27 protein-coding genes are annotated in these 22,973 nt (G+C 43.7%); all 27 read right to left on the reverse strand.

What is annotated here, in order from left to right; all coding sequences use genetic code 11:
• Positions 1-5 precede the first annotated feature (5 nt).
• Complete coding sequence (locus tag H8S64_RS07100) at positions 6-518, reverse strand: hypothetical protein (protein WP_186975812.1); 513 nt, start codon at positions 516-518, stop codon at positions 6-8.
• Complete coding sequence (traN, locus tag H8S64_RS07105) at positions 515-1,348, reverse strand: conjugative transposon protein TraN (protein ID WP_494545988.1); 834 nt, start codon at positions 1,346-1,348, stop codon at positions 515-517. Before traN ends, H8S64_RS07100 begins: the two co-directional genes overlap by 4 nt.
• 50 nt (positions 1,349-1,398) lie before the next feature.
• Positions 1,399-2,190, reverse strand: coding sequence for a DNA-methyltransferase (locus tag H8S64_RS07110; protein WP_186975534.1), 792 nt, complete (start codon positions 2,188-2,190; stop codon positions 1,399-1,401).
• Positions 2,191-2,207: 17 nt separating this feature from the next.
• Entirely contained in the window at positions 2,208-2,540 is a 333-nt protein-coding gene (locus tag H8S64_RS07115; protein ID WP_186975535.1) for a hypothetical protein, read from the reverse strand.
• A gap of 11 nt (positions 2,541-2,551) precedes the next feature.
• Entirely contained in the window at positions 2,552-3,709 is a 1,158-nt protein-coding gene (gene traM / locus H8S64_RS07120; RefSeq protein ID WP_186975536.1) for a conjugative transposon protein TraM, read from the reverse strand.
• Positions 3,710-3,717: 8 nt separating this feature from the next.
• Entirely contained in the window at positions 3,718-4,200 is a 483-nt protein-coding gene (locus H8S64_RS07125; RefSeq protein WP_186975537.1) for a DNA N-6-adenine-methyltransferase, read from the reverse strand.
• A gap of 45 nt (positions 4,201-4,245) precedes the next feature.
• The gene (locus H8S64_RS07130; protein WP_186975538.1) at positions 4,246-4,620 is read right to left on the reverse strand and encodes a hypothetical protein; all 375 of its coding nucleotides are present in this window, start codon (positions 4,618-4,620) and stop codon (positions 4,246-4,248) included.
• A gap of 11 nt (positions 4,621-4,631) precedes the next feature.
• On the reverse strand, positions 4,632-5,246 hold the full coding sequence (gene traK, locus H8S64_RS07135; protein ID WP_186975539.1) for a conjugative transposon protein TraK: 615 nt from the start codon (positions 5,244-5,246) through the stop codon (positions 4,632-4,634).
• A gap of 10 nt (positions 5,247-5,256) precedes the next feature.
• A complete protein-coding gene (locus H8S64_RS07140; RefSeq protein ID WP_186975540.1) occupies positions 5,257-5,643 on the reverse strand; it encodes a hypothetical protein in 387 nt (128 codons plus the stop codon).
• A gap of 26 nt (positions 5,644-5,669) precedes the next feature.
• Complete coding sequence (locus tag H8S64_RS07145) at positions 5,670-6,803, reverse strand: hypothetical protein (RefSeq protein ID WP_186975541.1); 1,134 nt, start codon at positions 6,801-6,803, stop codon at positions 5,670-5,672.
• A gap of 18 nt (positions 6,804-6,821) precedes the next feature.
• The gene (locus H8S64_RS07150) at positions 6,822-7,595 is read right to left on the reverse strand and encodes a DUF5045 domain-containing protein (protein WP_186975542.1); all 774 of its coding nucleotides are present in this window, start codon (positions 7,593-7,595) and stop codon (positions 6,822-6,824) included.
• A 19-nt stretch (positions 7,596-7,614) separates the two neighbouring features.
• The gene (locus H8S64_RS07155; protein WP_186975813.1) at positions 7,615-8,340 is read right to left on the reverse strand and encodes a hypothetical protein; all 726 of its coding nucleotides are present in this window, start codon (positions 8,338-8,340) and stop codon (positions 7,615-7,617) included.
• Positions 8,337-10,874 (reverse strand): coiled-coil domain-containing protein, encoded by a 2,538-nt coding sequence (locus H8S64_RS07160; RefSeq protein WP_186975543.1) that lies wholly within the window; start codon positions 10,872-10,874, stop codon positions 8,337-8,339. The genes H8S64_RS07155 and H8S64_RS07160 overlap by 4 nt, the downstream gene beginning before the upstream one ends.
• Before the next feature lie 15 nt (positions 10,875-10,889).
• The gene (locus H8S64_RS07165) at positions 10,890-11,159 is read right to left on the reverse strand and encodes a DNA-directed RNA polymerase subunit alpha C-terminal domain-containing protein (protein WP_154577798.1); all 270 of its coding nucleotides are present in this window, start codon (positions 11,157-11,159) and stop codon (positions 10,890-10,892) included.
• Between the two features lie 24 nt (positions 11,160-11,183).
• Complete coding sequence (locus tag H8S64_RS07170) at positions 11,184-11,624, reverse strand: hypothetical protein (protein WP_186975544.1); 441 nt, start codon at positions 11,622-11,624, stop codon at positions 11,184-11,186.
• A gap of 4 nt (positions 11,625-11,628) precedes the next feature.
• Complete coding sequence (locus H8S64_RS07175) at positions 11,629-14,340, reverse strand: TraG family conjugative transposon ATPase (protein ID WP_186975545.1); 2,712 nt, start codon at positions 14,338-14,340, stop codon at positions 11,629-11,631.
• Positions 14,341-14,454: 114 nt separating this feature from the next.
• Positions 14,455-14,751, reverse strand: a complete 297-nt coding sequence (locus tag H8S64_RS07180) for a DUF4133 domain-containing protein (RefSeq protein ID WP_186975546.1) — start codon at positions 14,749-14,751, stop codon at positions 14,455-14,457.
• A gap of 13 nt (positions 14,752-14,764) precedes the next feature.
• The gene (locus H8S64_RS07185) at positions 14,765-15,136 is read right to left on the reverse strand and encodes a DUF4134 domain-containing protein (RefSeq protein WP_128129118.1); all 372 of its coding nucleotides are present in this window, start codon (positions 15,134-15,136) and stop codon (positions 14,765-14,767) included.
• 64 nt (positions 15,137-15,200) lie between these two features.
• Entirely contained in the window at positions 15,201-15,527 is a 327-nt protein-coding gene (locus H8S64_RS07190) for a DUF4134 domain-containing protein (RefSeq protein WP_008142428.1), read from the reverse strand.
• Between the two features lie 9 nt (positions 15,528-15,536).
• Positions 15,537-15,983 carry a hypothetical protein gene (locus H8S64_RS07195; protein ID WP_186975547.1) on the reverse strand — a complete coding sequence of 149 codons (447 nt, stop codon included), beginning with the start codon at positions 15,981-15,983 and terminating at the stop codon, positions 15,537-15,539.
• A gap of 236 nt (positions 15,984-16,219) precedes the next feature.
• Entirely contained in the window at positions 16,220-17,107 is an 888-nt protein-coding gene (locus tag H8S64_RS07200; protein WP_186975548.1) for a DUF8464 domain-containing protein, read from the reverse strand.
• A 60-nt stretch (positions 17,108-17,167) separates the two neighbouring features.
• Positions 17,168-18,235, reverse strand: coding sequence for an AAA family ATPase (locus H8S64_RS07205; protein ID WP_186975549.1), 1,068 nt, complete (start codon positions 18,233-18,235; stop codon positions 17,168-17,170).
• Positions 18,232-18,681, reverse strand: a complete 450-nt coding sequence (locus H8S64_RS07210; protein ID WP_128129117.1) for a helix-turn-helix domain-containing protein — start codon at positions 18,679-18,681, stop codon at positions 18,232-18,234. The genes H8S64_RS07205 and H8S64_RS07210 overlap by 4 nt, the downstream gene beginning before the upstream one ends.
• Positions 18,678-19,085 (reverse strand): helix-turn-helix domain-containing protein, encoded by a 408-nt coding sequence (locus H8S64_RS07215; RefSeq protein ID WP_128129116.1) that lies wholly within the window; start codon positions 19,083-19,085, stop codon positions 18,678-18,680. The genes H8S64_RS07210 and H8S64_RS07215 overlap by 4 nt, the downstream gene beginning before the upstream one ends.
• Before the next feature lie 163 nt (positions 19,086-19,248).
• On the reverse strand, positions 19,249-20,022 hold the full coding sequence (locus H8S64_RS07220) for a hypothetical protein (RefSeq protein WP_366482492.1): 774 nt from the start codon (positions 20,020-20,022) through the stop codon (positions 19,249-19,251).
• 48 nt (positions 20,023-20,070) lie between these two features.
• Positions 20,071-21,579 (reverse strand): hypothetical protein, encoded by a 1,509-nt coding sequence (locus H8S64_RS07225; protein WP_255469464.1) that lies wholly within the window; start codon positions 21,577-21,579, stop codon positions 20,071-20,073.
• The gene (locus tag H8S64_RS07230; RefSeq protein ID WP_186975550.1) at positions 21,572-22,753 is read right to left on the reverse strand and encodes a site-specific integrase; all 1,182 of its coding nucleotides are present in this window, start codon (positions 22,751-22,753) and stop codon (positions 21,572-21,574) included. Before H8S64_RS07230 ends, H8S64_RS07225 begins: the two co-directional genes overlap by 8 nt.
• Positions 22,754-22,973: the final 220 nt, after the last annotated feature.

Consider the following 22,973-nt stretch of genomic DNA (forward strand, 5'->3'; position numbering starts at 1 on the left):
TTCCCTTATTTTATAGGTAGTTTGATACCCAGGGCTACACCTGTACGGAACAGGTCAGCCCCTCTAATTATCACGTCGTTCTTTACCTGCCAGTAGAAGATCCAGCCGCTACGGAGTACATAGCTGTGCTCATAGCCCAGATGTATTCCTGCCACGAACTTTTCCGTATCGCTGCCTCCCGAAGCACCCAGCCTGAGACTCCCGTAGTGGTTCCTTCCTCTTATTACACAGGGCTTGTAGGCGGCTCCGATACCCCAGGTGCGGTAATTCTTCCAGAAGCTTTCCGGACAGATGTGACCGCAGGTCCTGCAGTCAGACCATTGTAGATAGCCATTGGCGAAAAACTCCCAGATATGGCGGTAGTTCATCTCATGTTCATACGCCAGAGTCATTTCTGCTCCGTTTTTGTAAAGCAGCCCCGCACCAAGTGACAGACGGCCGCTATTGCGCTGTGCCGATGCGCCAAGGCAGATACACATGCAAGTGATGGTTAGCAGTATTGTCCTTTTCATGCTTATTCCTCCTCCAGCAGGTTAGAGTTGAACGAATCTGCCGACAACACGTCTTCATAATCAATGTTCAGACTGATGTTACGTCCGCTTATCTGTTTCTCGGTCATTTCTATGGTTAGCACCTTGTCGTTCGGAAAGGTCAGCTTCTTTATGGCAATCACATTGCGGTAGCCGCGGCTGAAGGTCTTTCCCGTTTCCAGTACAAGAGCAGGCTTCAGCTCGATCACCTGCGAGTTCGTGGCTTTCGTCACTTTCTTGTCAGCAAGCTTCACGCGTATCTCGTCTATGTCAAATCGGATATTGGTCTTGTTCTCAATAGAGTAGTCTATAAAGAAATAGTCACCTGCCGAATAGATGTTGTTCAGACGCATGACCATCCTGTGTTCCTTGCTTGCTACGTTACGGATTCTTGCCGGAGAGTTCCAGATACGTCGCGCATACCGTGTCATGTCGGCAAGCGACATGGATACCGAAGGGTTGTTGAATGCCTCACGTTCCTGCAGCTGTATTTCCTTGTCAGTTACCGCCTCGTGCATTCTTGTCGTATAGAGCAGTGCATACTGCGCTCGGTAGCGTTCCGTCACTATGGTTACTATGGCCAGAATTTCACCGTCCTCATGTCCGGTTTCCTTGGGCTTCAGCCGGATAATATTGTCTATGGGCTGGTCACCGGCAATTTTGTCGGTTGATATGTCCACAAAGCGGATGGGTTCAGATGCCGTAATGACTGTGGTTACCTGTTCGTTTACTGTAAGATGTTCCATTTCTTCATAGGTGCGCTGTGCCGAAGCTTTGTGGCCGATGAACACTACAGCCGTTAGCAGAAACATCTTCATTGTACTTTTCAAGTTCATAAGCATTTTATTCAGTATGTTTATTCTGTTATTTATTGTTTCTTGATCTCCGTATCCGGATGGAACTGTTCCATCTCATTAGCTAGTCGGTGAATGGCGGTTTCGAAATACGATTGCTCTGTCTCAAATCCGATGTAGTGCCGTCCTGTGCGGACGGCTGCCACTGCAGTAGAACCTGAGCCTATGCAGCTGTCCAGTACAGTATCACCTTCGTCCGTATAGGTCCGTATCAGATACTCCAGCAAGGCTACCGGCTTCTGCGTGGGGTGATAGAAACAGCCCTTGCGGTGTTCTTTGGCAATTGCAATGACTGATGTAGGATATTTGTCGTCTGCTATCCTTATGGGTGTCAGACTCATCTGCCCGTAGCAGCGGTTTGTGAATCCGCTTGTCTTGCTGCGTCCATGGTTCCTCTGTTCCGCCGGACAGGGTTTCATCTGGGGATGGTAAACAGGCTGCCTTCTGTAGAACACGATGATGTCTTCATGCTGTCTCAGTGGCATACGGTTTGCGTTTAGATATCCTGTTACACGGTCTTTGTGCCAAACCAGATTGTATCTCCATATCTTAGGTTGCGAAAGCATTAGCTTGGCTGTGAACATTCCTTGGCCAAATAGGATGATGGGACTTTCCGGCTTGCTGATTCTCAGATATTCCTTCCACAGGTCTTCCAGAGGAAGCTGTCTGTCCCAACTGGCAGAAATGTTCCTGTTGTTCAGAACTCCGTATGGTAGGTCAGCTATTATGGCATCTACGCTTCTGTCGGCCATCTGTTTCATCCCTTTTAGGCAGTCCATATGGTATATTTGGTCTTGTTTTATCATACGCTCTCAGTTGTTGTTTAAGTTATCTGTGTCGCATCATACCAGGTAAGGCGTCCTGTATTGCTTTTTCTGATTTCACAGAGCCATCGTGTTCCGAGGTCAACTTCCTTGAAATTTACATTCTTCGATTTTGGTCCGTAAAATCCGGTATGTTTTTGGAATGCAAACAGCGATATTCTGCTGCCGTCTTCTTTCTTGAAGTTGCATATCAGGGCATATTTCCCTTTTTGATGCCACCATTCCATACTTACCAGTAATCCGGTAAATGTTCCCGTGTTCTCCGGGGGCAGAAAATCATTGTACAGATAGCCGTCAGTACCTTTATGGTACTTTGATAAATCCTTTTTCATATCCCTTTGGTTTAGTTCCTTGATTCATTCCCGTTTACCAAATACACGAAAGTTCCGTACTTCAACTTCACCTTATTCTTTTTTATAGCCTTCCCGATGGCGTTGCTTGTCTTCTGGTAGGCATTTTGCATGGCCTGCATACCCCATTGTGTCAAGCTGTTGCCTGAGCTTGCCGTATTCATGTTCATATTACCGGTCACAGCTCCGCTGGCCACATCTTTACCGGTTTCCCTGAACTGGCTGTTCGGTACATAGAGTCCTTCCAGCCCGTCCGTATCATAGAGTGAAAGGCTTACCTTTACCAGTTCATCGTCAACAAGTATGCTGTTGATGCTTCCTTTCACTCTGCCGGAAGAAAAACCGTTCATGGTGGCATATAAATAAGACCCACGTTTTACGATGTGTTCGTCTATCTCCACATCGTCAAGCAGGCGCAGTCTTACCCTCGAACCATCAACGGCTTTGATGTTCTCGTCTATAATGGCTTGAATGAGTTTCGGTTCTCGGATGTCTCTTGACAGGGTATTGAAGTAGTCAGATGTGGTCTTGACCTTCTTCACTACCTCGCTGGCTTTGTCCGTTTCCGAAGGGGCCTTTACCGTGCGGCTGTCTTCGTCGATATATCCTTCAGGTTGCTCGGCAGTGTCTGTCGGCTGTTCGGTTGCCGTACTATCCTCTAATATGGGGGCGGTTACTGCCTGTCCTCTCAGCCGTGCTTCCGCAAGGGCTTTTTCCAGTTCTGCGAGGGCTTCTTTCTCTCTTTCTTGGGTATCGGTCTCTTTTTCGACCAGAGCCTTGTCCTGCTCCTGTTTGTCAAGCAGGGCAATGTCATCGTCTGTGTACTGTGATTCATACGTTTGCTTGTTTTCTTCAGGTTCTTCCCGTTCAATGTTGTCCACTGCTGAATAGTCCTGTATTTTACCCCAGGACTTTGCCATGTTCTCATACTTGCTGCCGATTCCGTCTCCATTCTTTATCTGTGCGTCAGGCAGTTCAGGATTCAGGAATTCAGTCGTCTGTAGCGTCTTGTCGGGGACATCTGCTTTTTCCGTGTGAAACAGATCGAAGATGAAGTACGACCCGCCCATCAGCGGAATATAGAGGATGGCGGGAAGCATGAACTTCGTCTGTCTCCAGTTGATTTGCTTGATTCTGTCTATTAGTTCCATTGCTCTCTTTAATTGATTTGTACATATTTTCCTTCAAGGGTACATGTTTTTAAGATTTCTGCATTGTCTTTTCCAAAGGCAATAAGAATACTTCCGCATCCTGGAGAATTACCGCGTGTACCGTCTGGACGGTAGAATCTGATGCGATGGCGTAGAAACTTCATGGCTATAGCCTTCTTGAAGATGATGTCCTGAAACATCTTGGAGTCACATCGGTTATATAGCAATGCGATACCGTTGCCATGTTCTGCCAGCCGAAGCACGAACTGCTCTATAAGCGGACGTGAATAAGGGGGATTGAGCCATACACGACCTTCCCATTTTTGAGACAATCCGTCAATATGTTTGTCATACATGACCGTAGCTGTAGGCCATAATGGAGCAATCGGCGCACAGGGGTCAAGGTCGAATTTACCCAATGCCTCCAGCACCTCTTTGGGGGTGTACCATTCATCTGAAGCCTTTTCAATCCTTTCAAATCTTGTGTTCATACGTGTCATAGTTGTGTTTGCTTGTTTTTCCCTGAAACTGCTTTTTTATGGACTTGTGTATTCCTCTTTATTGTTGTTACGTCCTGATGGTAAGGAAAATGCTTTTCGCCGTTCCCTCAATATGGAATCCTGTATTTCGGTTGCGGTGCGCTGTACTGGCTGATGACGATACACTACAGTGATACGGTAAATGTTCCATACCAGTCCGCCTAAAACAAAGGCAAAGACGATAACCAGAAACAGATTCCTGTGCAGGTTGGCAAACTTTTGTACCTTGGCTGCAGCCACATCTATTCGGGTTGCCTTGGCAAACTTGCGTCCTGCTTCTATCTCACGTTCGTAGCGTTCTTTGTATTGCGGATCATTCTTGTCAAGCATCTTTTCACCAAACAGCATCCGCCTGAATCCTTTTATGTTCATATTTCCGTTTTTTAGTAGTTTATCTTTGTTTTCTGTTCTATATCCTTGTTCAGCAGTGTTCGCCAGTTGGTAATGAGTAATCCATGGGGATTGTTGTCGGTTCTCGGCACACGCTTCAACTGACCGGCAGTTACCAGTTCACGCATTAGGATACTGCTACGGCGTTCAATCCGCTGTCTGCCGTAGTAGGTGAACTCCATTTTTTCCTTATTGAAGGCTATACTGTCGCAAAAAATGGAAAATACGGCACTTGTTCCTAGTATGTTGGAATAAAATCCTTTTTCCTTTAGTGTATTGTACTGCGCCAGTCCGGTTTCATCTACCAAATACATAGCCTTTTCCATCGTGTAACGGATGTACTTGTCATCAGGTGCCAGTGTAAAGAAATAGTGATGAAACATCTCCACATGACTTCTAGCTTCTACGTCCAGTGTTTCGTCCATAGTTGTTCGGTTTACAAGTATAGGGACGTTGCCGTCTAGCACATACACTTTTTTCTGTGCATCAGTCACCATGGTGCGGGCTGTCCAGATGCTTGATACGCTTATGATTATGCATCCTATGAGAAAGGCGGTACAAACTATACCGACCAATTTTATCTTGTTCTCTAAGTTCTTTATTACCATATTATTATATTTAGTTATTCTTTGTCCTGACATATTCCGTATGAAGCATCGGAATGATGCTTATCCTCAGTTCCGGCAGAAGCCGGTTAAATTCTTCTGCGAAGCATTCTACATATTCTCCAAGCAGGATGACCTGTACGAACACCCACCAGATTCCTTCTCTGCGCTTCTTGGAGTTCCTCTTCAGTTTGGCTAGGTGCAGCCTGTACACCAGATAGTCCACAAGCGGTGCTACATACCGGTCATCACGATCGAAATATTCATCCAGTTCTTCATATTTCGGATCATACGGATAATTGTTCAGAATGTAGTTGAATATTTCTATAGTGCGTTTCTGCATATAGTCCGTGAAAGAGTTGTCTTCCAACCATTTTTCTATCTTGTCATTTTGTCTCATCTTCGTATGTGTATAGTCAGTATGCATTATCTCATTATTCCTCCTACGGCTCCAGTTGCCGTCATCTTGGCCTGTTGGGCAACCCCTTCTCCAAAGTTTCGGGTAGAGAATGCCGTATCGCCTTCCGGAATCATCCATGCCGCAAGATCAGGTACCAGGTTCAGACACTTGAGCGCCACGATACTTGCTGCCATCAGATAGCCAGCAGAGAAGAACGAGTTCTGCAGGTAGGCTGCCATAGTCTGTTCGCTTGCGGTTATCGCCGTCAGGTTCTCCACCTGGATACACAGTACAATGTCAAACAGCAACAGAACGTAGAAACCCACGAAGTACAGCATTGCTCCGTAGAAGTGTACGGTCAGATATCTGGTCAGCCATTTGGCCCAGGCACCTTCCCACTTCGGCAGGAGAGAGAATGCCCATTGTATCGGACCGAAAATGGTCAGTATTCCCAGCAGGATCTGCTGGCAATATATGGTCGCCCACCAGCCTATACGGAATACGATCAGGGCAATGAGCATGATGATTTTGTCAATTCCCACGATTACACCGGAGGTCAGGGAGGTAAACCACAGTTTGGCTGCATCCTTTTCCATTCCTGTCACTTCGTCCACACCGGTCTGTTCCATTGTTGCCTCTATCAGTCCGGGGTCCGAGGTTCCTGTATGGGCCACGTCCGCCTGAGCCTGCAGGCTGGTGTAGAGTGTGTCGCGTACATATATCAGTTCCTGCACTTCTGCAAACTTGTCTGATATTTGGGTGGCCTCTGCCTCATAAAGGTCATGCGTGTACGAGCCTATGCAGTTGGGTATGTAGGACAGAAAGTCCAGAAAACACCAGCTGTTACCGCTGTTAGCCATACCTGTATCCGCAGGTGGATACCACCAGCAAAGCACAATGGACACAGCCAGAGGGCGGAACAGCTTCATCACGTCCATCGGCTCATGTTTTACCATCATTTTATAGGCTATGCCTGCTGCCATGACAAGTGAAAACAGGGCTGCCAGTGCCATGCACATTTGTAGAATCCACCAGAACGGCCCCTGCGACCCGGTGAAGGTCGCGTCTGTTAGAAATTCATTCGTCTGGAATATCACGTCATCTATTTCCTCTTCGAGAATATTGATGCCGAAATCCGATAGTATGTTTCCGTCTGCCATTTGTTTCTCCTTTCCCTCTTATCTGTTTACTGTTTCTTCTCCGTCACCGCCTTGTGTGCCGCCCGTACCCTGCGAGCCGCGGACGGCAAAGCGCGACTCGTTCCATCGGTTCATCGCTTCCCGGGCTATGCTTCCTTTCTCGGGAGTTCGGCCCGCATCTTCCGCATTCAGAAGCTCACTTGCCAGCGAAGCGTTCTGTCGCTTGGCCAGGTAGCATACAAGTATCTCGTTCTGTCGTGCCACGTCCTCATAGATGCGCAGGTATTCCTTCTTGCGCTGGGCGTTGGGCATGTAGGCATCCCGTGTGGCGTTTATGGCACATTCATAGATTTGATAGTACTCTGTCCACCTTTCTCGGTCGTCGGTGGTACCGCCGGCAGTCAGGATGCGGTCGATGTTTCGCTTGAAGCGTTCCATCTGTCCGTTTATCTTGTCTCCTTCAGCCTGCCATGCAAGGTCTATCTGACGGTCGGCTACGTTCAGGGCCTCTATTTCCGCACGTTTTACCAGTGCGGAATCAATTGCTTCCGCATCGTCCACCTGACCGTAAAGGTTGGCTCCAGCGATTGTGCGGAACGACAGCTTGTTCTTTGTGGCGGCCGTTTTCTTGTATTTGTTGTGCAGAGCCCAGTAATAGAGTTCCGGAGTGAGCGCTCCCGTACCGGTCTCCATTACAGTAATCTGATTCTGCTTGGGAGAGTCATGGTTGTAGGTAGCATACTGTGCATGGGCCATTGTAGCCTGAACGGCTATCACGGCAAGCAGTGTTAATGTCTTTGATGTCTGCTTCATATCTTTTTTGTTTTTATCGTTAATAATCCAGACGACCGGCACCGCGCCAGCGGCCGAAGGCACCGTCTATGATTTCCTGTTTGGTTCTTTCTCTGTATATCTTCGCTTTCCAGTAGCCGATTCTTACCTGAATGTATCTCCAGGTCTCTATGTAGGCCTGGTTCAGATGACGCTCGATGTCATCCAGTGAGCGGTTCACCGATTCCAGTACCATCAGCAGGTCGGCGGTCGAGCAGGCGGCGGCTCCCGTTGCATAAAGCACAAGGTCACTTACCGACTTGTACAGCTGTTCTCCGTCATGAGCAATATCCCGTATGGCTCTTTCGTTAATGGTGATTATCAGCAGGTCCGACGGATCTACACGTCCATGCTGCAGTATCTTTTCGTTATAGGCTCCCAGCATGTCCTTGTAGTCACTTATTCGGTCGCTCACCGTGTTGTAGGTGTTCTTTACATTCAGCACCGTCCGCAGCGACTGGTACATCACGTCAATCACGTCAAAAGCCCGGGTATAACGGTCCAGATCTATATTCAGTTCCTTGTAATTGCCTACCTCGTCCCGGCTGTATTCATGCAGCAGCTTGTTGCTGTATTCCAGCGTACTGCGTGCCAGTAACAGACTGCGTTGTTTCTTGTGGTCGTTGATGTAGGCTTCTACCGATACAATATCAAAAGTCCATTGGGCTTTTGCAGCATCCGGCAGAAGGGTAATCAGCAACAGACCGATAATCAGATATTGTTTCATGGCTCTGTCTCCTTTCTGCTTGTCCTTTCCGGAAGGTTTCTGGCATTCTCTACCCATCGTTCATGGCATTCTTCTACCAGTGTCCGGCGGCGTCCCTCGTCCCAGTCTAGTGTAGGGGCGATGTCCTTCAGTACGTCAATGATACTCCGTTTGTAGTGCATCATCTTTTCCAGTGATACAAGGTCTGCATATATTTTCGTAATGCGCGAATCCACTTCTCTGGCTATCTCCAGACGGTCACTCGACCAGAGCAGATGATATACCTCTCCAGTAGGCGTCTCTTCCAGCGGAGGTGTTTTCATGTATTCCGTCGTAATCTTGCACGACGGATACTGGCGGGCAATTTCCGCTATGCGGTCATTTACCAGTTTCGTCTTTTCCGCATCCGACATGCCCGGATCCAGAGTGATTACTTCGGCTACATGGGTATCCGTGTACTCCGAGGTCAGTTCCCAGCTTATCTGTACGATGGCGCGGTGTATCTTGATGCCGAGAAAATATTTCGGCTTTCTGGCTATGGATACCGTTGCCCGGAATGTGATTACCCCGTCAATGTTGGGCATGGTGGCCTTACGGACAAATGTATAGCCATTCCATGAGCCGCTGTCCTTCCAACTGAGTCCATAGGTGGTCTTGCAGTCTTGCATGATGGTCGGGATGCGGTAATAGTCATCCGTAGCTACCGAATTGTCCTCTGCGGCATCGGCCTTGGCCTGTTCATATTCCGTCAGTTTCCGTTCACATTCGGAAAGTTCCGCCTTCAGCTTGTCTATCTGCGTCTTGTTCGCATTGTATTGCTGGCGGAGCACGGCTGCTTCTTCCACACTGGCTTCCGAAATCTTTTTCAGCAGTATGGCGTTCTCGTCCTCCAGTGCCTTTATCTGTGCTTCCAGCGATGCTTTCCTGTTTTGCGCTTCCTGAATCATGCCGTCCAGCTCCGAGAGATCCAACTCGTCGTCTGTCACCGTTGTCTGCATCGAGCATTCCTTGGTATGGGCGTTCGGCGATTTTCCGCACTTGTGGCATTTGTACTGTGTACTGCCTTGTCCTAGTGTTACCCCGTCCGAGCATGTTACGCTGATGGTCACACTTTCGCATCCATGCAGCTTCACTTCATCCGTGGCCTGGTAGTAGTTCCTACCGTCCGATGCTATATAATAGGTATAGCCGTCCTCGTTTTCGTTGAACTCCGACAGCCGTGCGTTCAGTTGTGCCTTGAAGGTATTCAGGTCCATCGAGTAGGAGTCGAACACCTCTTCATATACAATTTCCTCGTGGTTCCAGCTTTTCTTTACATGTATCTCATAGGCATAAGCTTTCTTGGTCTGTTTGCCGCCACGACTGATAATGTAGCTCTTCATCCAGTAGTTTATACTGTAGTTGTATCCGTCATTCTGCCTGTTGAGCTGTTCCACACGGTCTCTCGACCATCCCGCATACCGTTCTGAGTTGGCCAGTGCCTGTTCTCTCTGCGAAGCGTCCGGGTAGAATCCGGCATCCGTGGTGGCAAAGCGTGTCCATTCACCACCGTTGAGGATGCTGTTGTCGTCTGTGGGAGGATAGTAGTCACACAGTACGGTGCTTCCCTGGTCGCGGCGGGCTATATACCAACGCTGGGTATAATAGGTGCCAGCCGTTTCATCCAGATAGTCTGATATCCACTGGGTAAGGTTATAGTTGCTGATGTCAAAGAGACCGGCCACGTTGTCCGGACCGCCCACCATATCAATCAGCAGTCCGCCGGCATCCTGTTCGGCGCGTTCCATCAGTCCGCCGTAATGGTCGTACAGATTGAAGATTTCCTCCACCTTTCCGTTCATCAGGTTGTGAAACGCACTTTCCTGCAGCAGGGCTTCTCCCAGATTGGCTGTACCGGAGGTGGTAAGTCCCACTCCCAGATTGTATAGGTTGTCTATATCCTGATGCAGGTTTTCCTTGGTGAAGTTACCCGGAACGCTGGCCAGATCGTCCAGCATACGCTGCCAGTCAATGTTACCAATTTCCGACAGTCTCAGAAGCGGAGCTATTTCCTCGCTGATTTTCAGGAAAGTGATGTCCGAAAAGGTTAGTGAACTGTTGGTCACGATGCTCTCAAACTGCATACACAGGTTTTTCGTGTCGTCGCATACCTTCATCAGATAGCTGCCCCAGTAGATGGCCGTTTGTGGCGAATGGAGCATCTGTTTGGATACAACCACAATTTTGGGCATGATTTTTTCTGCCACCATGCGGTAGATACGGCGGTAATAGTAGTTTTCCGTACTGCTGCACCATATTCCCAGGTCTGTAAAAGCCTTGTGTTGAAGAAATTTCGACGCAAATATTCCGGTAGCGGCCACTTCCGCGGCGTTGTAGTGCTTCAGAATATTGTCCACCTGTTCACCGTAATAGCCCTCCGCTACGGCTTCCGTACCGAATGCGGCCGCCATGGCAGCTACGGTACGTGCATCGTAGTTCACGCTGTAATACTGGGCATGTACGGGTCGGGTGACAGCCAGCAGTAGTATTGTTATGATAAGTGACAGGTGTTTCATTTACGATTGTTTTTGCTATAGGTTACTCCAATAAATGGTATCATACACGTTGATTTCCTCTTGGCTCATGCCGGTATGCAGACCTTTTTCGGCAAGCATATCCTTTATGGCCTGCAGGTTCTTTCCTTTGATAAAAGGAATACTTGAAAGTTCTTCCTCGGTTTTCCTGCACAAATCCTCTATGGTAACAATACCCGCCTGCATCAATGCCTTTCGGATAACCATATACGAACCTGTTGGAATGTACGTGTTTGATATATACGTCTTTACATTCATTCTTTTCATTGACGTGGAATGTTTCATGGACTATCAGTTACTATTGGGCATGTTTTTAAGATATTTAATAAGACTGTCCGCTTCTGTTACAGCATTATATGCTGACAAATGCTGGTGAACAAAAAGCTCTTTGGCAATCTCATATCTTCGTTCTTCCCATTTGTCGGCTTCTGTATCTTTTTCTATGGGAATGTTTGATAGATTTCCGCTCTCTTGAAAGTCAATACCGGCATATTCGTCCATTTCCTTGTTTGTCATACCTAACTGTAATGCATATTTTCCCAGAACTTCTTCAATCATTGAGATACTTCTTTCACTAAAATATCGAATATGCACCAGCTCTTGTTTGCTTTGTCTGCAAAGGTCTCTGACTGTGAATATCCCATTTGTCTGAAATATCCTTTGAACGCGAACTCCATACTGCTTCCCAAAGTCTATCGACTTCACGCTTTTACTGATGTCAATTTTTTCCATTGTCTTATTGTTTTTTTGATGGTTTGAGATTCAATACTTTTCCCGCTTCATTCACTTTCTTTGCAAAAGGAAGAGACTTGTTGATACCGCTGGCATCCCAGTCACGGCAATAGGCTTCGATAGCATCCTGATGGTTGCAGCATAATTCCTTCTTGTAGAGTTTCAAGGCTTCCTTTTCGGCACGCTCTGTCGTATAGGTCATATAGCATTCATGGGGCTCCTCCACACCATACACACCGCTTGTTGTTCCTCTGCGGATGAAGACCTCTCTGAAGTAGCTTCGGCCGTCCTTGTTTTCGAGACGGTTAATTGTGAATATCTTCTTGCAGTCCACATCCGTCAGGCCGAGGATGGTTTGGATGCTGTCAAATCGCTCTCGGAATTTGCTTTGGTCCAGAAGCATCACTACGTCAGAGTTGTTGATGATGGCCTCCTTCACGATTTCGCTACCGATAATGTCCTGTATCTCCTGGGTCACCACACCTACGCTCGCCCAGAATTTTCTTGCTGTTTTGTACATAAACTTGATGTATTCTGCCATCAGCGGACTGGCAATGGCCTTCCATGCTTCCTCAATAATTAGCACCTTGCGGTTCTTCTTGATACGCATCTTCTGAAGGAACACGTCCATGATAATGAGTGTCACGATGGGGAACAGTTTCTTGTTTTCCTTGATGGCATCCACTTCAAATACGATGAAGGTTTCCGAAAACAGTGTGGTGTCCACATTCTCGTTCAGAATTTTGTCGTAAGTACCTCCCTTGTAGAAGGGTTGTATCATGTATATGTACCTGTCATAGTCTATTCCAGATATGTTGTTCTCAAGACAGATAAGTTCCAGTCGTTCACACGAATATTCATAGAATGTATTGAACGAGAGTGAAGTTACCTTCAATGCCTTGCGCCGTTTCTCCAGCAGGGAGATCCGTTCTTCTACCTTTTTTTCAAGTAAAGACTGGTCTTCCGTATTGCCAGAGTTCCTGCGCTTTTCGTATGCAGTCAGTGTCTTTCTAAGGGTTTCTCTCTGTACAGGATCATACCCTTCAAATCCATGAAAATAGGCATCATAGTAGTCAGTCACCATCTGTTCCACAATTCTGAATTCCAGCTCTGATACTTGTGCGTCAGATCCTTTCCATATCAGCAGTATCAGGTTCTCCAGGAAGTCTATTTTCTCGATGTTCAGCTCTGCCTGCGTAATATTGAACGGATTCATCGTAATCGGCTTTTCCTCCGTATAGCTGATGTACTTCCCTCCGAGGTATTCACAAAGTCCCTCATAGGAGTTACCCGTATCTACCATCACCACATCCGTTCCCTGTTCGTGAAGCTGTCGCACCACACTGTTGATGTGGAAACTTTTTCCGCTGCCCGACGGGCCGAGACAGAAGAAGTTAGAATTGTCAGTCAGCTTGTTCTTTCCCTCTTTTCCCGTAATGTCTATGGCAACGGGTACGCCCTGACGGTCTGTATAGTAGATCTTCAGCGGACTGTCTTCGCTGTGTTGGATATGCTCCTTGTACATAAGGCATACTGCCGCATCACTGAGTGTAAGGAATCGGTCGTAATCTTCGTTCAGACTGTAGCTGTTACCAGGAAAGGAGCTGATGAACAGTTCTAGCTGGTTGTAGGCTCTTTTGCTGATATGTATTCCCAGTCGTGAGAAGCAGTTTTCCAGATGGTTTGTACATTTCTGTATGTCGGTGTCAGATGCCACGGACACTATCAGGTTGTAGTGGGCATACACCAATTGTCTGCTTTCCCTCGCTATTACTTCCTGTACACGCTTGATGTCCTCTACGGCCATCTGGTTGCCCGGATTCGGAATGCTCGCATGGCGGTTCTTTTTCTTATCAAGCATTGCAAGCTCACGTTTTTGGTTGGGCATGAAGATTATTTGGTTATACACTACCGTTTCAGCTTCCGGTATACTGTCAATCGCAGACAGCAGGTCAACTGGCATTTCGCTGTTGTTCACCTCCATTTTCATGTAGGGGCGTATGAGTGACGGCAGGTTTACACAGTCCACGTCCACCAGACTGTACACCTTGCAGCGTTTGTCGCCCATCGCCAACATCTCGTCGTCCGCCTTGATGTTCGACATAGATATTGTTCTGTTCTTGAAATCCATCGAGAAGAAGCGGTCCACATAGCAGTTCGCATCTGCCTTATTCAGGAATGAGACTTGTATCCCTGCATCGTGAAGCTGGTCATGTACCTTGCGTATCTTTACTAGGAAATCCCGCCATTTCTTGTTGTCATAGGAGAAAAGCCCGCTTTTCTTTGATTCCTGTGTGATGGTCAGATAGCATGTGCTGTCCGTGTAGTTTCTGCCTTTGAAATATCTGAAATAGGATTCGGAAAGAAACTCCTTGCGCTCATTGCTGTCCGGCTCAAACTGCTTTCTTACAAATATATCCTGCTTGTGAATCGCATATCCTTCACCCAGAGTCTGGGCCAGGGCGGAAAAGAGGTGCGTATATTCATAGTATCCGTCTGTGTTGGCCGAATACTTCTCTACCGGATTCTCCATTTTCAGAATAGCGGAGTATTCGCCCGTCTTGGTATATACCACACCCACGCCGTTCACTTCCTCCACGGTGAAGTAGATGTCCTGGAATATGCGCTTGCGTTTCCCTCCGGTACCGAAAGCATATACCGATATGGCCATACCGGTACAAAGGGCGATGAAGATTATAATTATATATAATGTCATATATGTTCGGTTTCAATCAAATAAGGGCAGGTCCGCCCCCTAAGAAGGCGAACCCACCCATGTTCAACATTCAATAAGGCCACACATGATTCATGATGGTTCATTTTAGTTCTGTTACTTTTTCTTCGAACAGGCATACACGAACACTCCGCGGTCGATACGCTTGGAGTGTAGGCCGTGTCTCTGTTTGATGATAATCAGTGAGATTCCCGTGGACAGTACCGCAGAGAGCATGATAAGACCAGCTATGAAGCCGAATAGGCAGTAGGCGACAATGAAGCCCACAATGGCTCCACCAGCCGCACCAGCCGCCCAATAGATGTAGCGTCCCTGTATGCCCATTAGTTCAAGAGGCCTTTGCAGTCCTTTGAACAGCGGATAGTCAGGATAGCGTGTCTCTTCTCTTTTCATGTCTCTTTCTGCGTTACGCACCGATACCGAAAAACAATGGAAGTGCCTGGGCTGCAGCTATCAGGAAGATACAGGCCCCCACTACCATCATAATCTTCTTCTTGACATCCTGTTCTTCATTGTTCATGGCAATATAGACGCTGATAGCACCGACTATAGCTACTACACCGGCTATCGCATAGCACAGTTTTACCATGATAGGCACGTACTTTGCGATTTCCTCTGCCACAGTGGACAGGGCATTGGTTCCCGCAGTATAGTCTCCGGCCGTATTCTGTGCCATCATCGGACATACACTGCATGTCAGTACAATTATCAGCATCTGTACTTTAATTAAGGTAGCTGATGTCATTTCCTTGAAAAATCCTTTTACTCTTTTGAACATACTTGTTTAGCTTTTTGGTGAATACTTGTGTTTGTGTTACAGTTCAGTTTTCTGAATAATCTGTTCAGATCCGATAACCGAAGAATGCCGGGAATACAACCGATGCACCGATTATGAAAAGACACGCTCCAACCAGTGAAGTGATGGACTTGGTGATTCCGTCCTCTCCGGTATTCATCTTAATGTAGATCTGGAGCGCGGACACGATTGCAAGGACTGAAGCAATGGCATAGCATACATATAGTACATACAGCATCATCGTCACCACATAGTCGTGCATCGTGGCCAGTGAATCGGCACCCCAACTGTAGTTCACGCTTCCGCATTTGGCGAAGGCGTAATAGGGCATCGTCAGGAATAAAGTACATAGTAGTTTTCTCGTTTGTTGCATTGTATTGTGTTACAGTTTGTCTTTCAATGGGTTCCAGACCATTGCCGGTCGGTTCTCCAGATGGCCGCCGGATACCATGGCCTTGTACATGTCTTCTGCAGAATAGGTATCTGACAGGTATGGCTCCGCCTCTTCCATGCGTTCCTCTGCTTTCGCCTTCATGCGTGCAAGTCTCATGGCGGCAGTTTCTTCTGGAGGGGCTGGCTCAGGTGCTTCTTCATTGGCTGCAGAATCATGATACTCCGTTTCATACTGTTCACTGCCTACGTTGAAGCCTGTATCGCTTTCCGTCACACTGATGCTTTCCTCTTCTTCTTCATCGGAGTCAATATTAAATACCTCTTCCTCCGGCTTTCCGTCCTTTTTTTTGCCATACAGTTCCTGTGTGATGATTACAACATAATAGATGATGTAGGCTATCGTTAGGAAAATGGCGAAAATAAAGTATGATTTCATATTTATAAAGTATGATATTAAAGTATTGTATAGTATGATTTCACAAAGGAAGATATTAGATTTCATTTTCAGAAATATTTTTGCTGTAAATTGATGATTTTAGGGAAATAATACGGTAAAAAGCAACAATCATACTCTAAATCATACTCTAAATATGCTTTTTGAGACATTTTTAATATGAAAAAAGCCCTCCCGAAGGAGAGCTTTTCATGTAGGATATAGAGTGAATCAATGCTTCAGCATTTTTTCTTCTTCAGATAATCGTTCAAGTCTTTGTATTCTGAATAGCGAATGGCTTCATTAACCACTTTCATTCCGAAGAGTCCGCAGAATGTTTCTACCGTTTTTATTCCAGCAAGATCATTGTCAAGATAACAATGAATGTACTCATAGGATTCTAGTGTATAAAGAGTCTTCTTCAGATTGTTTACAGAATTCATTATTATATAATCACACGGAGGATGCACACACACAATCGTATCACATTCCTTTTTCAGCGTAAGATAGGATAGGAAGTCCATAAAACCTTCGAAAACACAAACATGTTTTTGGATGATTGACTGCTCGTACAGAATATGCGATATGTCTTTACCCATTATGCAGCCCTTAAAATATGGGTTCCTGACCTCAAAACCTCCAGACTTGTTTCTGAATGCTATTGAAAAATAGTGCCGACGACGCAGATTATAATGTATTTCCACACAATGATGCTTTGCCAGCTCTGTATCTATATTCCTTGATGCGACATAGGACAACAAAGCATGATTTGTCAGTGGCAGGACTTTTAACTCCTGAATGACTTCCTCCATGTCAGCCGTATTAACTGAGGTTGTTCTATATTGGTATGAAGGTAATCCTTTCGTTACTTCATCAATCTTCCGAAGTACGTCACTGATATTGTGTGTATTATAAATCTTCATACCCAGTTCTATAATACTGCCACCTTCGGATATTCCAAAGTCATACCATTCATTTAACTGGTCGTTCACTTTAAAAGAAGCTGTCTTTTCATCCCGATATGGGGCTATGTACCAGTACTGGTAATTTCGCCTTTTTACAGGTGAAAAACCTAGCTTGCGGAGAAATTCCACAAGTCGGATTTGTTTAGCATCTGATATGTTCATGGTCAAATCATTGTTTGGTACAGTTCTGTTATATATACCCGCAAACTAAACCAACCCGGTTCAGATGCTGAATTTCTCATTGAATGAATACCCTCTGCCGTCCTTCAAGATTGCTTCGTGCTGGAGGAGGAATTTGCAGAGGTTCACAAGTGTGTTCCGTCCACGGGCATACCCAATGCTGTCATATCCTTTTTTCAGAGCATCCAGTAATGCCTGATATCCGACTACTGGTCCGTCTTGGAATGCGATTTCAAGAGCGCTGCGGTGTTGTTGTTCGGTCATATCCACATACGATGTCAATTTGTCCCTTTTGTTCATTTTGAATTGGTAGTCGCTTACAAGGTGAGGCAGCGAATCTTTTCCAATTTCAAATGCAAAAGGAGTAAATTCCTTGTCCCTTATGTGCATGGCTCTTACTTCACTAATATTTCCGTTCTCCATATTCTTCGAGATTTGAAGAACTGTTTCAGCCTTGTTGTTCAATTCAGTACCCACATGACCTCGTGTATTGTCATCCCCTTTGTTAAGGTGCAGTACAGTATGGATGTGCAGTTCGTAATAGCTTGACCATCTCATAAGTTCGTTTATGATATCAAGCGACTCGCTCGGACTGTTGATGTCATGTATAAGATCCCTTATACCATCAATCACGACAAGACCTATGTTAGTTTCTTCATGTAAGGCCCAGCGTATTATATCCCTGCGCTGGTCAGGGGTATATTCACGAAGCACGAAGAACTCAATCCTGTCATTTTCCTGATCGGTAGGCAACCCGGCAAGAGATAGGATTCTGTGTAATACCTTATGGCAGTGACATTTGCTTTGTTCGGTATCAATGTAAAGAATCTTATTTTTACATTCAGGCAGATTTGCCTTATATTTCAGAACTTCCTTTCCTGATAGGGCAGAAGCAACAATGGCGCTTACATTGAATGTCTTCTTACTTTTGGGCTTCCCGGTAGATGCGCTGAAGTTTCCCAGTGTAGCTATCGTAATTCCATCAATCTGTACTATTTCCTGGGGAAAGTCATATTTCTCAGTTACATTCAACCTGATGTATTTCAGGATTGATTTATATTTCTCTTCATCAATCCTTAGATTATTGGACATGATCAAATCATTTTTCATAACTTGTTGTTCTTGTTATTTCGCTTTTGCTTATTGGATCTTTCCAGATTATATGCTACAATATTAGCCTGCTTTTCAAGTTCGTCATTTGAAAGGCAAGGGTTACGTTTAATCCAACCATTCAAATCGGAACGTAGAATGAAAATGTTTTTGCCATTTGGCTTATATACAGTTAGTTCTTTGGAAGAAGTTATCTTGTATACTGAACTTTTTGATATATTTAGATAGGTCGCTACTTCATCTATGCTCAGAAAGTCTTTCGCTGCGTATGCCATATTCTCAAGTTTTTCAAGATGAGATAGTAATTCGGCAAGCGAACCGAATCGTTTGAGATAATTCTCCACTTTTAATACCTCTTGCTGGAATTGTTCAAGTGAATTACTCTCAAGGAGTGACTTAATTCCTTCAACTCGGGATAACAATATTTCTAATTCTTTTTTTGTCATAATGCAATCTTATTTATTGTTGGTGAACTTTCAACTACTTTTGCAGGATTTCTCAATATCCATTCGCATAATTCTTTACGGTTAAAAAAGATCATTTTACCATTTGGTTTGTAATGAGGAATCTGTTTCAATGAAGTAAGCCTATACAAATAGCTTTCAGAGATACCCAGAAAAGCACAAACTTCCGATGATGATAGAACTTCTTTTGTTGACCATAGTTCTTTTTTAATCTGATTAATGACGTCTTCAAGATTGCTGATTTTTTCTACCTCATTAATCTTCTGCTCTAACGCTCTGATACGTTCCAACGGTTTCTCTTTCGTCATACATAGAATCAAATTGTCAATCTGTTTCATGCAGTCAGAGATTCTTTTATTGCCGTACATTGTTTCTCGATGTTTCATTTGATTGAATTTAGCGTTTGACATTAAAAGGTTTTGCCCTCCGTTGTAATCGATTACGGAGGGCAAAGTTAAATGCTATGGAATACACCAGAATGTTGATACTATTGAGTCTCAATATTATTCTCAATACAAGTATCAACATATTCTATTGCTTTTGCTTGTTTTACCTGTCTTTGATTTGCTGTATGTACTGGTCGACTATTGACAGTAATCTCTTATACTGCGGGCTCAATGGCATATCTTTTACACGGTTGAGTGTAGACGCCATATTATGCTTATCCAGGTATTTATTGCCAGAAGAACTTAATATTAGTTTTTTACGCTCAATTAATGATTGCCAATTATATGGTATGATATTATGATAGGCCAGTCTGTCAAGTACTAATACAAGTCGAGTATTATTGCTTGAAATAATAGGTATAAAATCTTTATTTTGATATTTTCTGATGATTTCTCCTGCATCCAAAACCTCTGTAAATAAACCAACCTCATTGGCAAGACGCACAATGAGGTCTAGAGTATTATTGTCAAATAAAGATATTAAATTACAATCCTGAGAATTCGTGGTGCCTGTCAAGGTACCATCAGAAGCTTTCAATTCATGTAAATCGTATGCATAAAATTCACTGAGGAGATTAGTGATTATTTGTTCGTTTAACACATCACAGTCAAAATACCTGCGTACAATTTTTTCGTGATTAGTCAGAAGTTCTGCAATGGTGCGGTAATTCTTCTGATGCTCATTCTTGCTCCATGCATCATTTTCATCATGATACTGTGTCGAGTTTACGAAATCAGTAACAAATCTATGATAACTCTTTATTCGAGTTACTACTTCATTTGTGTAAATACTATGGGCGAGTCTGACCAACCGGAATAACCCATCTTTACCGGTATGCGCAGGTGTCCATTTAGAACCACGCATCAGTCTTTTCAAAAAGAGAGAGGTGCATAGCATTAATCTTTGTCATTTTTTTGAATGTTTTTAAGTGTTAATAATATGTGCATCAGCAACCATATTCATAGATGCGTCAGCACTGTTGACATTATCGTTATATTCCTCAGCAATTCTCTTCAGTTCAATATTATAAGGTTTATCTGTTTTCATAAGTGTTATTCGATTTCCGTCAAGACTTCGTCTATTAATAATCTTATTGTTTTGTAAACGAAAACAATATACGCATTTTGCCCATAAATCGTATGGGTTTTCATCTTTAAACACCATATAGATGAAATAAATTAACGAACATTGTTTCTTTATCCACACCACAGGCTGCTTGAAATCAATTTCTTCAAAAATACCACTAAAGATAGTATAAGTAGTATCTGGAGATATATACTCTCCCGCCAATAAGGCAGAAAACATTTTTCTTTTCTTATCTTCAGACTTGCTACTATAAAATACATATTTGCTGGTATGTATCAAACGACCGTTTATACATGATTCTGTGGAATCAATATGATTGAATTTATTACATATAGCTTTGAGCCTAAAATCATATTTATCTATCAATCCAGTCCGTTTTATATAGCTGTATCCTGATAGAAATGAATTTCTATGAGGGGGCTCACCTTTTATATAAAAACAGCATTCTCCTTTAATCCATAAATCCTTACTGTTGTGTTTATTGAAAGCTAAATAAATAAAATAACCCAGTTGTCGTTGCCCCTTAAGCCATTCGACAGGCTCTGAAAAATCTGCTTTTCCTACTATACCTTTGAATGTGTCAAATGCTGTATTTGTGGCAATGTATTTGTACTTTATCAAATCTTGATACATGTCATAGATGTCATCTACATCTTGGGGTGTATAGAATACGGTTATTTTATGCTGTGGCTCCAATTCAGAGAAATCTACTTCTGGATATAAAGACTTTGTTAATTCATACTCTTCTGTTATAAATTTGGGAGTTTTACAGGTGCTTATTCTCATAGTTTCCTTCCGTCCCCATTGTTTCTCGAAAAGAGTATAAGGATGCTTTAGTTTACATATAAATGATATGGCATAAGCAATGATTTTAAGATGCAGTAGTCTGACTCCAGGTACTGGTTGATAATACTTATCTAATATACCTGCACCAATAGCTCTATCCAAAAGTTCGGCGATTTGTGCTTTTGCCAATGGTTCAATAAGATATATGTATTTACCTCTACGTTCCATACTGTTTTCTTCGCAAAGTGTAAATAGCTCTCTTGAAGTAAAAAAGTAGTTTTCTAATACTTCAAGTATAGATGGTTTAATCTCATTTCTATGATTTTGAATGTATTTCTCTATGGCATCGTTAAATCCTATATTAGTTATTAATTTTTCCAGCCTCTGTGATTTATCTTTCAGAACATAAGCATATATCTCTTCCATCCATGAATTAAGATACATTATATCTGGTACAAAGAGGTCAAGGTCAACAACTCCGTTGACATCAATGTGATATTTTATTTCACCTGTTAAACGGGTAATCTTAACTATTTTGATAACTATGTTTTGCTTAATCATGATCAATAGGTTGGTCTATATTGGGGATAAGAGATACTGCATTTTGTTTGTTTTTATCCAATACTTTAGCATAAATTTGTGTAGTAGAAATTTCTCTATGGCCAAGTAATTTTGATACAGTATATATGTCAGTTCCTAAATCAAGCATCAGTACAGCAAAAGTATGCCTTCCACAATGAAAAGTTAAATCTTTTTGGATTCCTGCTTCCCATGCCCAGCGCTTCAATTCAACGGATGTCCATGAGCCGTATGTGAATCCACTAAAGACACTGTCTTCAGGTTTTCCACGTTCACCCATATACTTCTCAGCTTGAGGACTGATATCAAGATATTCCTGTCCCCCTGTTTTCTTTTGCCTGAAAATAATTCGTGTGAAATCACCAAACTTTTCCACTTCGCTCCATGTCAGTTTCTGAATGTCACTTTTGCGTAGCCCCGTAAGACATGAAAACAGAAAAGCTCTTTTTAATACAGGAAAACGGCAAGAAGTCTTGACCAAAATCCTTACTTCTTCCAATGTCAGGTAATCACGTTTACTTTCTGCCGCTTTGAAACCTTCAATACCACGGAGTGGATTTACAGCAATAATCCTTTCATCAAAAGCATGATTAATGCAAGCACGCAACTTGTTGAAATATGAAACTTTTGAATTTTGGGATAATCCCTGAAAGGTATCGCGCTCACGGCGTACACCTGTAGTTCTTTTATATATATCTTTTTCGACATTTTCCAAGAAAGATTTGAAACCCAAAATAAACTCTGGAGTAACATCACGAAATGTTGTCGTCTCATCACAATATATTTCAAGGTATCGGAGGCAACTACGCCAATTTCCCCAATTACCTTGAGACTCTGGGTTCTTACGTCTTTCTTCAACCATGTTGCGGTAGTATTCGAGAAAAGGAGTATTCTCTTTAAACTGTTTAGTAAATGAATACTCTCCGTTTTGAAGTTCAATAGTTCGTTTAGCTTTAACGGCTTGAGCAGTTGCCAACGTCTGACGGTTCTGCTCTTTTTCTGCAGGAGTTTTGGCGTCGAAAAGATAAAGTTTCAAATACTCCTTATGCCTCTTGCCATTTCGGTATATGTCAAGATACAAACTTCTACTTCCGTTAGCCAATGGTTTCTCTCGAAGTTTTACAGGTTCTTTCTGTTCGCTAGTTTTCTTTGCCATAATATCTTCTGTTAAAGTAATTACTAATAGAATTAAATTTGTCCCTCAAGGGACTGTTTTTTGTCCCTCATTTTGAATGTGGGGTACAAACTAGGGACAAAAATACAGAAAATATATAGAATCTCACAGAAAATACGACAAAAATAAGAAAATGTTCTTTTGAGATTAATCTACTGATATTATGTTATTTATGATTTTATATTTGCTCTTTTTATGCTTT

The sequence above is a fragment of the Butyricimonas hominis genome (assembly GCF_014287455.1).
GTDB lineage: Bacteria > Bacteroidota > Bacteroidia > Bacteroidales > Marinifilaceae > Butyricimonas > Butyricimonas muris.

What these genes read in the sequence shown, in the direction of transcription:
- H8S64_RS07205 (WP_186975549.1), bottom strand. Translation starts at nt 18,235, where the DNA reads ATGAAAAATGATTTGATCATGTCCAATAATCTAAGGATTGATGAAGAG.
- traK (WP_186975539.1), bottom strand. Translation starts at nt 5,246, where the DNA reads ATGGTAATAAAGAACTTAGAGAACAAGATAAAATTGGTCGGTATAGTT.
- traN (WP_494545988.1), bottom strand. Translation starts at nt 1,348, where the DNA reads ATGAAGATGTTTCTGCTAACGGCTGTAGTGTTCATCGGCCACAAAGCT.
- H8S64_RS07165 (WP_154577798.1), bottom strand. Translation starts at nt 11,159, where the DNA reads ATGAAAAGAATGAATGTAAAGACGTATATATCAAACACGTACATTCCA.
- H8S64_RS07170 (WP_186975544.1), bottom strand. Translation starts at nt 11,624, where the DNA reads ATGGAAAAAATTGACATCAGTAAAAGCGTGAAGTCGATAGACTTTGGG.
- H8S64_RS07115 (WP_186975535.1), bottom strand. Translation starts at nt 2,540, where the DNA reads ATGAAAAAGGATTTATCAAAGTACCATAAAGGTACTGACGGCTATCTG.
- H8S64_RS07145 (WP_186975541.1), bottom strand. Translation starts at nt 6,803, where the DNA reads ATGGCAGACGGAAACATACTATCGGATTTCGGCATCAATATTCTCGAA.
- H8S64_RS07190 (WP_008142428.1), bottom strand. Translation starts at nt 15,527, where the DNA reads ATGCAACAAACGAGAAAACTACTATGTACTTTATTCCTGACGATGCCC.
- H8S64_RS07185 (WP_128129118.1), bottom strand. Translation starts at nt 15,136, where the DNA reads ATGTTCAAAAGAGTAAAAGGATTTTTCAAGGAAATGACATCAGCTACC.
- H8S64_RS07110 (WP_186975534.1), bottom strand. Translation starts at nt 2,190, where the DNA reads ATGATAAAACAAGACCAAATATACCATATGGACTGCCTAAAAGGGATG.
- H8S64_RS07230 (WP_186975550.1), bottom strand. Translation starts at nt 22,753, where the DNA reads ATGGCAAAGAAAACTAGCGAACAGAAAGAACCTGTAAAACTTCGAGAG.
- H8S64_RS07180 (WP_186975546.1), bottom strand. Translation starts at nt 14,751, where the DNA reads ATGAAAAGAGAAGAGACACGCTATCCTGACTATCCGCTGTTCAAAGGA.
- H8S64_RS07225 (WP_255469464.1), bottom strand. Translation starts at nt 21,579, where the DNA reads ATGATTAAGCAAAACATAGTTATCAAAATAGTTAAGATTACCCGTTTA.
- H8S64_RS07210 (WP_128129117.1), bottom strand. Translation starts at nt 18,681, where the DNA reads ATGACAAAAAAAGAATTAGAAATATTGTTATCCCGAGTTGAAGGAATT.
- H8S64_RS07175 (WP_186975545.1), bottom strand. Translation starts at nt 14,340, where the DNA reads ATGACATTATATATAATTATAATCTTCATCGCCCTTTGTACCGGTATG.
- H8S64_RS07160 (WP_186975543.1), bottom strand. Translation starts at nt 10,874, where the DNA reads ATGAAACACCTGTCACTTATCATAACAATACTACTGCTGGCTGTCACC.
- H8S64_RS07155 (WP_186975813.1), bottom strand. Translation starts at nt 8,340, where the DNA reads ATGAAACAATATCTGATTATCGGTCTGTTGCTGATTACCCTTCTGCCG.
- H8S64_RS07125 (WP_186975537.1), bottom strand. Translation starts at nt 4,200, where the DNA reads ATGAACACAAGATTTGAAAGGATTGAAAAGGCTTCAGATGAATGGTAC.
- H8S64_RS07140 (WP_186975540.1), bottom strand. Translation starts at nt 5,643, where the DNA reads ATGAGACAAAATGACAAGATAGAAAAATGGTTGGAAGACAACTCTTTC.
- H8S64_RS07215 (WP_128129116.1), bottom strand. Translation starts at nt 19,085, where the DNA reads ATGAAACATCGAGAAACAATGTACGGCAATAAAAGAATCTCTGACTGC.
- H8S64_RS07150 (WP_186975542.1), bottom strand. Translation starts at nt 7,595, where the DNA reads ATGAAGCAGACATCAAAGACATTAACACTGCTTGCCGTGATAGCCGTT.
- H8S64_RS07195 (WP_186975547.1), bottom strand. Translation starts at nt 15,983, where the DNA reads ATGAAATCATACTTTATTTTCGCCATTTTCCTAACGATAGCCTACATC.
- H8S64_RS07130 (WP_186975538.1), bottom strand. Translation starts at nt 4,620, where the DNA reads ATGAACATAAAAGGATTCAGGCGGATGCTGTTTGGTGAAAAGATGCTT.
- H8S64_RS07200 (WP_186975548.1), bottom strand. Translation starts at nt 17,107, where the DNA reads ATGAACATATCAGATGCTAAACAAATCCGACTTGTGGAATTTCTCCGC.
- traM (WP_186975536.1), bottom strand. Translation starts at nt 3,709, where the DNA reads ATGGAACTAATAGACAGAATCAAGCAAATCAACTGGAGACAGACGAAG.